A 10,961-nucleotide genomic window follows, 5' to 3' on the forward strand; every position below is an offset into this window, starting at 1 on the left:
GCAGAAATTGTTCGCCCAGTTCGGCCTTGGCGACGAAGCTGAACGGCCGCGGGATGGCGGCGGTAAGCACGAAACCGTCGAGATAGCTCGCGTGGTTGGCGACGAACACGCAAGGCCGGTTCCGGGGCGGCACGTTCTCCAGGCCTCGGACCGTGAGCGACACGCCCGCGAGGCGCGCGAGCAGCCGGAAGATCGCGCGCATCGACGCCCAGCGCGCGGATTCGAACGGAATCAGGACCAAGGCGGGTAACAGAACGATCAGGGTCAGCACCGCGAGACCCCAGGCCCAGGCGGCGTAGGCGCCGGCAACGACGCGCGCGACCGACCGCCGCACGGTGGGAACCAGCGCGGCGAACGCCATCCGCGCCATCAGCCGCCAGCGCGCGGTTCGGGTCTTGCCCACGCCGCCCCGCAGATAAAGCTCGCGCGTCGCGTCGCGCCGGATTTTTCCCGACGACGTCTTGAGCACGGTATTGGGCGGCGCCAGCACCACTTCGTCCGGCGGCTCGCCCGCGAGCTCGGTGACAATGGCGTTGATCTTGGCGCGCATGTCGCCGCGGACGGCCTCCTTGCTGCGGGTTTCGGCCAGCACCACGAGGCGTTCGGTGCCGCTCGCCGCGTCGGGCACGCCGAACACGGCGACGTTGCCCTCGCGCACACCTTCAACCGCTCCCACCGCGCCCTCGATCTCGGTCGGATAAATGTTGCGTCCGGCGCGGATGATCATGTCCTTGGTGCGGCCGGTGATGTGGATGTCGCCGCCCGCGAAATAGCCGCGATCGCCGGTTTCCAGCCATTCACCGCGAAACAACTTTTGGGTTTCGTCGGGCCGGCGGAAGTAGCCGCTGGTCGCCGACGGCCCCCGGAACTGGATACGGCCTTCCCGCCGCTCGGGCAGTTCGCGGTCGTTGGCGTCGGCCACCCGGATCTGATGGCCGGGGATGGGATGGCCGCAGGCCGGAAAACGGAGCGCGTGCGCGTCGTCCGGGGCGGCCGGAACCGCGTGCCCCGAACGCATGAAAGTGTCGCGCTCGATCCGGTCGACCACCGGCCCGCGCCCGAGCGGGGGAAAGGCAAGCCCGACGGAATTTTCGGCGAGCCCGTAGACCGGCATCAGGGATTCGCGCCGGAAGCCCGCCTTGGCGAACCGCGCGCAAAACCGCTCCAGGGTGTCGGGGTTGACCGCTTCGGCGCCGTTGAAGGCGCAACGCCAGCTCGAAAGGTCGAGGGCGGCGATCTCGCGTTCGTCGATCCGTTTCAGGCACAACTCGTAGGCGAAATTGGGCGCGGCCGAGAGCGTGCCCCGGTAACGGTGAATGGCGCGCAGCCATCGCTCGGGCCGGGCGATGAACGCCATTGGCGGCATGATCACCAGCGGCACCGCGTGATAGAGGCTGCCGAACCAGGCGCCGATCAGGCCCATGTCGTGATAGAGCGGCAGCCAGCTCACGAACACGTCGGTGGACGCCGCCCGGGTCGCCTCGCCCATGGCGCGAATGTTGGCGAGCAGATTGGCGTGCGTCAGCACCACCCCTTTGGGATTGCCGGTCGAGCCCGAAGTGTATTGGAGAAACGCCGTTTCCTCCGGCCCGCGCGCGACCGGGACGAAGGCGTGGCCGCCCGCTGTCAATTCGGCGACCGTCACCGTTTCGCGCAAAGTCGGCACCTCGGCTTCGAGCAGGCGCGTAAACGGTTTAACCTCGGGAACCGTGATCAGGATTCCGGCCTGGCAATTGGCGACCACGCCGGCATAGCGGCGAAGGTGTTCCTCGGCCTGGGTCAGGCGCGCGGGCGGATAAAGCGGCGCCGGCACCGCGCCCGCCAGCAGCACGCCGAAGAACGCGACGAAATAATCGCGGCCGGTCGGCAGCATGAGGGCGACCGCCTCGTCCGGCTTGACGTCGCGGGCCTGCAAGCCAGCGGCGATCCGCTCCGCTTCCGCGAGCAGCGCGCGGTGGGTGATGACCTCGCCGTCGTTGTCGTCGGCGTAGAGGCGGATGTGCGGCCGGTCGGGGTGGGCGTTCGCGTGCCAACCGAGCACGTCGATCAGGGTGCGCGCGGCAACGGGAAGATCGCCGGTTTCGGCGAGCGTGACCGCGCTGACCTCGGGCGGGGCCCAGCCTCGGCCGCGCGCTTCCGCCGCCAGCACGGCGCGCAGGATGTCGCGCGGGGTTTCGATGGCCGACATCGCCTCGTCGCCGATGGCGACGCCGAAATCGCGTTCGGTGCGCGCGACCAGCTCGACCCGACCCAGGCTGTCGAGGCCGAGATCCTTGTCGAGGCGCGAATCGAGGCCCATCGCGAGCGTCGCGGCGCGGCCGGGATTGACCTCCCGGACGAACGTCCGCGTCGCCTCCAGCACGCGCTCGGCGGCTCGCCGCTGGTCGCGCCCGACTTGTGGCGTATCCGTCATTTTCTGTCGTCCCCTGGCCCTTGAAGGATACCTGGAAACGGGGCGGCGGGCGAACCGCCAGGTGACGCCCACTTGCTTTCGAATGTAAGGTGATATATATTCGTCTTACTTTAACATTTAATCATACTTATTCAATATAGGGGACGTTCGATGGAAAGCTATATGACAGTTAAGGGACAGATCGTCATTCCCTCGAAAATTCGGCGGAAGTTCGGAATTAGGGAAGGAACCCGCATGCAGGTCGATATGGATGAGCAGACGCATCGGATCATCCTTACGCCCGTCACGCGCGATTACATCCAGAAACTGCGGGGAAAATACAAAGGCAAGGGACTGTTGGCGGCGTTGGCGGCGGAAAAAAAGCGCGAACGGGAACGCTGATGGCGCGCAAACCCAAGACCCTGGTGTTCGATTCGTGGGCGGTGTTGGCGTATCTGGGGGACGAGATTTCCGGTCAAGAAGTCGCCGAGCTGATCGCTGGCGCCCACGAAGACCGCACGCCTATGTTCATGTCCGTCGTGAACGCGGGCGAGGTCTGGTACATCATCGCCCGGGAAGCGTCGGAGGCGGAGGCCGACAAGGCAATCGACGATCTAAAACGCCTCGGCATCGAATTTATCGACGCGGATTGGCCGCTCGCCCGAATCGCGGGATCGTTCAAGGCGCACAACAAGATGTCTTACGCCGACTGCTTCGCGGCGGCTCTTGCCAAGGATCGCAAATCCGATCTCGTCACCGGGGACAAGGAATTCAAGCAGATCGAGGCGGAGATCAGCATTCGTTGGCTTTAATTGTATTCCTAATCGCGAAGCAATCGCAAACTGCGCCGTTGACGCCACGCCACGCGCCGCTTATAAGCGCCGCGGGCCACGACCTCCCAACGGGTCGCGCCCTTCTGCAAGGAAGGGATACACGATGAAAACGTCACCAGCGTCGGGCATGGGCCCGGCAGCTTCGCTTATCAAGCCGGCGTCGCGTCCGGCGGTTCCCAATTTTTCGTCCGGCCCCTGCGCCAAGCGACCCGGTTGGTCGCCGGCCGCCCTTTCCGGCGCGCTCACCGGGCGTTCCCACCGCTCCAAGCCGGGCAAGGCGCGCATCAAGGACGTGCTTCTCCGCACGCGCGCGATCCTCGGCCTGCCCGCCGATTACCGCGTCGCCATCGTTCCCGCGTCCGACACCGGCGCGTTCGAAATGGCGCTGTGGTCGCTGTTGGGCGCGCGCGGCGTCGACGTGCTCGCCTGGGAAAGCTTCGGCTTGGGCTGGGTCAACGACGTCGTCAAACACCTCAAAATCAAAGATGCGCGCGCGATCGAGGCGCCCTACGGCGAGTTACCCGACCTTCCCCGGGTCGATTTCGACCGCGACGTGGTGTTCACCTGGAACGGCACCACCTCGGGCGTGCGGGTGCCGGACGGCGACTGGATCGCCGCCGACCGGGGTGGGCTTACCATCTGCGACGCGACCTCGGCGGTGTTCGCCTACGACCTGCCGTGGGCGAAACTCGACGTCGCCACCTATTCCTGGCAGAAGGTCCTGGGCGGCGAGGCGCAGCACGGAATTTTGATTCTCAGCCCGCGCGCGGTGGAGCGCCTCGAAACCCATACGCCGCCGTGGCCGCTCCCGAAGATTTTCCGCCTGACCAAGGGTGGCAAGCTGATGGAGGGCGTGTTCGAAGGCGAGACCATTAACACGCCCTCGATGCTCTGCGTCGAGGACGCCCTCGACGGCCTCAAATGGGTCGAGCAGATCGGCGGCCTCAAGGGCCTGATGGCGCGCTGCGAGAAGAACGCCGCCGCCATCGACCGCTGGGTCGCGCGCACGCCGTGGATCGAGAATCTCGCGCGCGATCCCCGGACGCGCTCGCGCACGTCGGTCTGTCTCGTCTTCACCGATCCGGCGGTCGCCAAGCTCGCGCCCGAGGCGCGCGTCACCTTCGCGCGCCGGGTTTCGGGCCTGCTGGAGGCGGAAAACGCCGGCTACGACATCGCGCACCATCGCGACGCCCCGGCCGGGCTGCGCCTATGGTCCGGCGCGACGGTGGAAACGTCCGACCTCGAAGCCCTGTTCCCGTGGATCGAATGGGCCTTCGCCGTCGCCAAGGCGGAGTTGGTGCCATGACCCAGCCTAAGGTCCTGATCGCCGACGATATGAGCCCGCTCGCCACCGACACGTTCCGCGCACGGGGTGTGGCGGTCGATGTCAAGACCGGGCTCGCCCCGGATGCGCTCGCGGCGGTTCTCAAGGAGTACGACGGACTCGCGGTGCGCTCGGCGACCAAGGTCAGGGCGGCGACGCTGGCGAACGCTTCCCGCCTCAAGGTGATCGGCCGGGCCGGCATTGGCGTCGACAACATCGATGTTCCGGCCGCGACCGCGCGCGGCGTCGTGGTGATGAACACGCCCTACGGCAACTCCATCACCACCGCCGAGCATGCCATCGCCCTGATGATGGCGCTTGCCCGCCAGATCCCCGAGGCCAACGCCTCGACCCACGCCGGCAAGTGGGAGAAGAACACCTTCATGGGCGTCGAACTGATGGGCAAGACCCTGGGCATCATCGGTTGCGGCAACATCGGCACCGTGGTCGCCGACCGGGCCCAGGGCCTGAAGATGAAGGTGATCGCCTACGATCCCTTCCTGGTGCCGGACCGCGCGGCCGAACTGGGGGTCGAGAAGGTCGAATTGGACGAACTGCTCGCGCGCGCGGATTTTATCAGTCTGCACACGCCCTTGACCGACTCGACCCGCAACATCCTGGACGCCAGGGCGCTGGCCAAGACCAGGAAGGGCGTGCGCATCGTCAACTGCGCGCGCGGCGGCCTGATCGTCGAGGCGGATTTGAAGGCGGCGCTGGAGCGGGGCCAGGTCGCGGGCGCCGCCCTCGACGTGTTCGCCGATGAACCGGCGCGGACCAACCCGCTGTTCGGGATGAAGAACGTGGTGGCGACGCCGCATCTCGGCGCCGCGACCGCCGAGGCGCAGGAAAAGGTCGCATTCCAGATCGCCGAGCAGATGGCGGATTTTCTCCTCACCGGCGCGGTCACCAACGCCCTCAATATGCCTTCGATGACCGCCGAGGAGGCGCCCCGGCTCAAGCCCTACATGAAGCTCGCCGAGCGGCTCGGCAGCTTCGCCGGCCAGGCGACCGAGACCTCGATCAAGGCGGTGACCGTGGAATACGAAGGCGCGGTCGCCGCCCTCAACATCAAGCCGCTGACCGCGGTGGTGCTCCAGGGTCTGCTCGCGCCGCTGCTGGAAACGGTCAACATGGTGAGCGCGCCGGCGATCGCGCGCGAGCGCGGCCTCGAGGTGCGCGAGGTCCGCAACGAACGGGCCGCGGCCTACCAAACGCTCATTCGCCTGACCGTGACCACCGAGACCCAGACCCGCGCCGTCGCCGGGACGCTGTTCAACGACGAGCCCCGCATCGTCGACATCAAGGGCATTCCGATCGACGCCCGGCTCGCGCCGCACATGATCTACGTCACCAACCGCGACAAGCCGGGGTTCATCGGCGCGCTCGGCACGCTCTTGGGCAACGCCGGCATCAACATCGCGACCTTCCATTTGGGGCGCGACGCGCCGGGCGGCGACGCGGTCGCCCTGATCGAGGTCGATCAGGAGATCGACGAGAATTTGGCCGCCGCGATCCGCAAACTGCCCCAGGTCATGCGCTGCAAGCCGATGCGGTTTTAGCTTCCGCTCAAAAGCCCGGGTTGCCTCCTGCCCGGCCGGGGTGTTTAATCACTCTTAATAACACCCTAAGGGAGGGCCCCGCCGATGATGATGGCGCTGCATATCGATCCGAAAAAGTGCACCGGCTGCCTGCAGTGCGAACTCGCCTGCAGCTACGACAACGAGGGGGTCTTCAACCCCGCCAAGTCGCGCATCAAGGTTTTCAATTTCCACGACGAGGGGCGCTTCGTCCCCTACACCTGCACCCAGTGCGCCGAAGCCTGGTGCCAGCAGGCGTGTCCGGTCGACGCCATTTCAGTCGACGCCAAGACCGGGGCCAAGGTTGTCTCCGACTCCCTGTGCGTGGGGTGCAAGGTCTGCACCATCGCCTGCCCGTTCGGCACGGTGAACTACAACGCGTCCACCGGCAAGGTCCTGAAGTGCGACCTCTGCGGCGGCGACCCCGAATGTGCTAAGGCCTGCCCGACCCAAGCGATCACCTACGTCGACGCCAACTGGACGGGCTTGGAAAAGATGCGCGCCTGGGCGGCGAAAACCGATACCGGCGCGCGCGCAACTCATTAATTGGGACAGGGGAGGACACCATCATGGCATGGGCTGGAAAAATTCTCCGCGTCGACCTGACCAAGGGCACGTGCAAGGACGAACCGCTGCGCATGGACTGGGCCAAGCTCTATCTCGGCCAGCGCGGGCTCGCGACCAAGTATCTGGCCGAGGAAATCGACCCCAAGGTCGATCCCCTCTCGCCCGGCAACAAGCTGATCATGACCACCGGGCCCTTGACCGGCACCAACGCCTCGACCGCCGGGCGCTACTCGGTGGTGACCAAGGGCGCGCTCACCGGCGCTATCGCCTGCTCTAATTCGGGCGGCTTCTTCGGCAACGAGATGAAGAACGCCGGCTACGACATGATCATCTTCGAAGGCCGCGCGCCAAAGCCGGTCTACCTCTATCTCAACAATAACGACGCCAAGTTGATGGACGCCGCCGAATTCTGGGGCAAGTCGGTCTGGGACACTGAGGAAGGCATCAAGGCCAAGCACCAGGACCCGCTGATCCGGGTCGCCTCGATCGGCGTCGCAGGCGAGAAGGGCGTCAAGTTTGCCTGCGTCGTCAACGACATGCACCGGGCGGCGGGCCGCAGCGGCGTCGGCGCGGTGATGGGCTCCAAGAACCTGAAGGCGGTCGCCATCCGCGGCACCGTCGGGATCAAGGTACGCGATTTCAAGGCGTTCCAAGCGGCGGTCGCCAAGGGCAAAAAGGTGCTGGCGGACAACGCCGTCACCGGCCAGGGCCTGCCCAAGTACGGCACCCAGGTGCTGATGAACGTGATCAACGAAGTGGGCGCGCTGCCGACCCGCAACCACCGGGATTCCCAATTCGAGAACGCGAACAAGATCTCGGCCGAAGCGATGGCCGCCAAGCGCCCGACCGACGGCAAGGCCAACCTGGTCACCAACGCCGCATGCTTCGCCTGCACCATCGCCTGCGGGCGCGTGTCGCAGATCGACCGCACCCACTACACCGTGGCGGAACGGCCGAAATACCAGGTCGCCTCGGGCGGGCTCGAATACGAGGCGGCGTGGGCGCTGGGCGCCGCGACCGGAGTCGGCGATCTGGAGGCGCTCACCTTCGCCAACTTCGTCTGCAACGAGCAGGGGCTCGATCCGATCTCCTTCGGCGCGACCCTCGGCGCGGCGATGGAGCTTTACGACATGGGCGTGATCACGTCGAAGGACACCGGCGGGATCGAGCTCAAGTTCGGCAACCCCAAGGCGTTGACCGAGATGGCCGAGCTGACCGGCCGGGGCGAAGGCTTCGGCGCGGTGCTAGGTATGGGTTCCAAGCTGATGTGCGAGAAGTACGGCAAGCCGGACATGGCGATGGCGGTCAAGGGTCAGGAATTCCCGGCCTACGACGCGCGCGGCATCCAGGGCATGGGGCTGACCTACGCCACTTCGAACCGGGGCGCCTGCCATCTGCGCAGCTACACGGTCGCCTCCGAAATCCTTGGCATTCCGGAAAAGACCGATCCATTGAAGGCTGAAGGCAAGGCCGGACTGGTCAAGGCATTCCAGGACGCCACCGCGGCGTTCGATTCCGCCGGCATCTGCATCTTCACCTCGTTCGCCTGGACCCTCGACGACGTGGCGCCGCAACTCGACGCCGCGTGCGAGGGCGGCTGGACGACGCAAAAGCTGCTCGAGGTCGGCGAGCGGATCTGGAACCTGGAACGCCAGTTCAACCTCAAGGCCGGCTTCACCGCCAAGGACGACACGCTGCCGCCGCGTCTTCTCAAGGAAGCGGCTAAGTCCGGCCCGGCCAAGGGCTTGGTCAACCAGCTGGGCCAAATGCTGCCCGAATACTACCAGCTGCGCGGCTGGACCAAGGACGGCGTGCCGTCGAACGAGACCATCAAGCGGCTCGCGCTCTGAGCGGATGGGCGCGATGCGCTATGTGATCGTCGGCGCCGGCCCGGCCGGCGTGGTCGCGGCGGAAACCATCCGCCGCCGCGATCCCAAGGGCGAGATCGCGCTCGTCGGCGACGAGCCGGGCGAGCCCTACGCGCGCATGGCGATTCCTTACGTGCTCACCGGCAAGATCGGCGAGGACGGCGCGCGTCTCAGGAAAGCCAAGGACCATTATAAAAATCTCGGCATCGGCTACCGGTCGGGCCGGGCCGAGAAACTCGATCGCGCCGGGAAGCAACTCGTCCTCGCCGACGGATCGAAGCTGGCCTACGACCGCCTCCTGATCGCAACCGGCGCCAGCGCGGCCAAGCCGCCCGTGCCGGGGCTCGATCTGCCGGGCGTGCATCATTGCTGGACCATGGCGGACGCCCGCGCCATCGCCAAACGGGCGGGGAAGGGGGCAGAAGTCGTTCTGGTCGGCGCCGGATTCATCGGCTGCATCATCCTGGAATCGCTCGTCGAACGCGGCATGAAACTGACCGTGGTCGAAACCGAAAACCGGATGCTGCCGAAGATGATGGACGAAACCGGCGGCGACATGATCGAAAGCTGGTGCGACGCCAAGGGCGTTCACGTCCTGACCTCGACCCGGCTCAAGGGCGTGGAAAAAGAGAAAGGGGGCCGCCTCGCCGTCGCCCTCGATCCCGGCGGCAGCGTCGTCGCCGATCTGGTGGTGATCGCGACCGGGGTCAAGGCCAACACCGGGTTCCTCGCCGGCAGCGGCTTGAAGATCGAGGACGGCGTAGTCGTCGACAACCGCCTTTCCGCCGACGGGGATTCGATCTTCGCCGCCGGCGACTGCGCCAAGGGCCCGGATTTCAGCGGCGGATTCATGGTGCAGCATGCCATCCAGCCGACCGCGACCGAACACGGCCGCATCGCCGCCGTCAACATGACCGGCGGCGACGCACGCTACAAGGGCAGCCTGATCATGAACGTGCTCGATACCGCGGGTCTGATCACGGCGTCCTTCGGCCATTGGGAGCAGGGGGAGGAAGCCCGCGCCGCCGACCTCAAGGCCTTCAAATACGTCAAGCTCGCCTTCGACGGCGACCGCATCAAGGGCGCGCTTACCATCGGCATGACGGAGCACATCGGCGCGCTGCGCGGCCTGATCCAAACCCGCGCCCGGCTGGGTTCGTGGAAGGCCAAGCTGATGCGCGATCCGACCCGCGTGGTCGAGGCGTTTGTCTCCAAGGTGCCCTGACGCCCCGGCATGAAAGTTGTCGTCAAGCTCTACGCCATGCTGGAGAAGTATCTCCCGCCCGGCGCCGTCGACAACCAGGTCGAACGGGATGTCGCCGACGGCGCCACGGTCGCGCGCGTGCTGGCCTCGTTCGGCCTGCCGCCGGAGATGTGCCACCTGGTTCTGATCAACGGCAGCTTCGTGCCGCCGTCGGAGCGGGCGACGCGCGTGCTCGAGGACGGCGACCGGCTGGCCGTCTGGCCCCCGGTCGCCGGCGGGTAGGCGTCGTTGCGAGCCACATTAGGGGCGAAGCAATCCAAGCCTTTTCCGGCGCTGGATCGCTTCGCTCCGCTCGCGATGACGAGTTTACGTCCCCCGTCCCCACAGGCCGCAATAGCGACGGATGACGTAGACCCGCCCGCGCTCGTAGCCGGGCCACTCCTTGTATTTCTCCAGCATCACGTCCTTTTCGGCGGCGTCCCAGCACTTGCCGGCGCGCGCGGCGGCCTTGACCTCGGCCGAGGCGTATTGGAGCAGGGCGAGAACGTCCTCGGCGTCCTTCTTGGTGCCGAGCCGTCCGCCCGGCCCGGGGTGGCCGGGGATCAGGCGATCCCAATCCATCGCCAGCACTTTCTTCAACGACGCTTCCCATTCGAGCGGATAGGAATCGATCATGCCGACACTCGGAAACGCGCCGACCGGAATGAAATCGACCGCGAAGATGATCTTTTCCTTCGGCAGCCGCATGACCAGCGAGGTGTCGGAATGGTTGCGCCCGACGTAGCTCATCTCCAGCGTGGTGCCGCCGAGGGTGAGCGTCCTCTGGCCGGTGAACGTCTCGTCCGGCAGCGGCGTGAACGGGTCCTGGAGCAGGGCGAGGCGCTCCTTGGTGCGCGCATGGGCGATGATGGTCGCGCCCGCGTCCTTGAACGGCTTGGCCCCGGCGATGTGGTCGTAGTGGTGGTGGCTGTAGATCAGGTACTTGATCGGCTTGTCGGTGATCTTCTTGATTTCGGCGACGTAGGCTTCCGACGCTTCGCGCCGGATGTAACTGATCGGGTCGGTGGCGTGACCTTTCCCCTGGATTAGGTCCACTCAGAGGGTGAACGTTTCGGTTTGTATCACGGTTTCGGTGTCGGCGGCGAGCGGGCGGGGCGCGAAGCCATCCGGCGAGCGCAGCGCCCCGCCGCGAGCCG

The 10,961-nt window shown here is 66.3% G+C and carries 10 protein-coding genes; 8 read left to right on the forward strand and 2 right to left on the reverse strand.

From position 1 onward, the window contains the following. A partial coding sequence (locus tag FJ311_14090) for an AMP-binding protein (protein MBM3952569.1) occupies window positions 1-2,413 on the reverse strand: 2,413 nt, incomplete at its 3' end. A 150-nt stretch (window positions 2,414-2,563) separates the two neighbouring features. Between FJ311_14090 and FJ311_14095 the strand changes: the two genes are divergently transcribed. The 8 genes from FJ311_14095 (at window position 2,564) to FJ311_14130 (ending at window position 10,047) form a co-directional block, all read left to right on the forward strand. Then, a complete protein-coding gene (locus FJ311_14095) occupies window positions 2,564-2,794 on the forward strand; it encodes an AbrB/MazE/SpoVT family DNA-binding domain-containing protein (GenBank protein ID MBM3952570.1) in 231 nt (76 codons plus the stop codon). After that, on the forward strand, window positions 2,794-3,204 hold the full coding sequence (locus FJ311_14100; protein ID MBM3952571.1) for a type II toxin-antitoxin system VapC family toxin: 411 nt from the start codon (window positions 2,794-2,796) through the stop codon (window positions 3,202-3,204). Before FJ311_14095 ends, FJ311_14100 begins: the two co-directional genes overlap by 1 nt. 148 nt (window positions 3,205-3,352) lie before the next feature. Continuing rightward, the gene (locus tag FJ311_14105) at window positions 3,353-4,531 is read left to right on the forward strand and encodes a phosphoserine transaminase (protein MBM3952572.1); all 1,179 of its coding nucleotides are present in this window, start codon (window positions 3,353-3,355) and stop codon (window positions 4,529-4,531) included. Then, the gene (locus FJ311_14110; GenBank protein MBM3952573.1) at window positions 4,528-6,108 is read left to right on the forward strand and encodes a phosphoglycerate dehydrogenase; all 1,581 of its coding nucleotides are present in this window, start codon (window positions 4,528-4,530) and stop codon (window positions 6,106-6,108) included. Before FJ311_14105 ends, FJ311_14110 begins: the two co-directional genes overlap by 4 nt. A gap of 84 nt (window positions 6,109-6,192) precedes the next feature. Continuing rightward, window positions 6,193-6,672, forward strand: coding sequence for a 4Fe-4S dicluster domain-containing protein (locus tag FJ311_14115; GenBank protein MBM3952574.1), 480 nt, complete (start codon window positions 6,193-6,195; stop codon window positions 6,670-6,672). Window positions 6,673-6,695: 23 nt separating this feature from the next. Further along, window positions 6,696-8,543 (forward strand): aldehyde ferredoxin oxidoreductase family protein, encoded by a 1,848-nt coding sequence (locus FJ311_14120; protein ID MBM3952575.1) that lies wholly within the window; start codon window positions 6,696-6,698, stop codon window positions 8,541-8,543. 13 nt (window positions 8,544-8,556) lie between these two features. Beyond that, window positions 8,557-9,786: an NAD(P)/FAD-dependent oxidoreductase gene (locus FJ311_14125; GenBank protein ID MBM3952576.1), complete on the forward strand. Its 1,230-nt coding sequence runs from the start codon at window positions 8,557-8,559 to the stop codon at window positions 9,784-9,786. Between the two features lie 9 nt (window positions 9,787-9,795). Continuing rightward, complete coding sequence (locus FJ311_14130) at window positions 9,796-10,047, forward strand: sulfur carrier protein ThiS (GenBank protein ID MBM3952577.1); 252 nt, start codon at window positions 9,796-9,798, stop codon at window positions 10,045-10,047. 84 nt (window positions 10,048-10,131) lie between these two features. On the opposite strand, the gene FJ311_14135 is transcribed toward FJ311_14130, so the two are convergent. Beyond that, a complete protein-coding gene (locus FJ311_14135; protein MBM3952578.1) occupies window positions 10,132-10,860 on the reverse strand; it encodes an MBL fold metallo-hydrolase in 729 nt (242 codons plus the stop codon). Window positions 10,861-10,961 lie beyond the last annotated feature (101 nt).

Source organism: Rhodospirillales bacterium, assembly GCA_016872535.1.
Classification (GTDB): Bacteria; Pseudomonadota; Alphaproteobacteria; order Rhodospirillales; family 2-12-FULL-67-15; genus 2-12-FULL-67-15.

What these genes read in the sequence shown, in the direction of transcription:
- FJ311_14120 (MBM3952575.1), top strand. Translation starts at nt 6,696, where the DNA reads ATGGCATGGGCTGGAAAAATTCTCCGCGTCGACCTGACCAAGGGCACG.
- FJ311_14095 (MBM3952570.1), top strand. Translation starts at nt 2,564, where the DNA reads ATGGAAAGCTATATGACAGTTAAGGGACAGATCGTCATTCCCTCGAAA.
- FJ311_14130 (MBM3952577.1), top strand. Translation starts at nt 9,796, where the DNA reads ATGAAAGTTGTCGTCAAGCTCTACGCCATGCTGGAGAAGTATCTCCCG.
- FJ311_14125 (MBM3952576.1), top strand. Translation starts at nt 8,557, where the DNA reads ATGCGCTATGTGATCGTCGGCGCCGGCCCGGCCGGCGTGGTCGCGGCG.
- FJ311_14110 (MBM3952573.1), top strand. Translation starts at nt 4,528, where the DNA reads ATGACCCAGCCTAAGGTCCTGATCGCCGACGATATGAGCCCGCTCGCC.
- FJ311_14100 (MBM3952571.1), top strand. Translation starts at nt 2,794, where the DNA reads ATGGCGCGCAAACCCAAGACCCTGGTGTTCGATTCGTGGGCGGTGTTG.
- FJ311_14115 (MBM3952574.1), top strand. Translation starts at nt 6,193, where the DNA reads ATGATGATGGCGCTGCATATCGATCCGAAAAAGTGCACCGGCTGCCTG.
- FJ311_14105 (MBM3952572.1), top strand. Translation starts at nt 3,353, where the DNA reads ATGGGCCCGGCAGCTTCGCTTATCAAGCCGGCGTCGCGTCCGGCGGTT.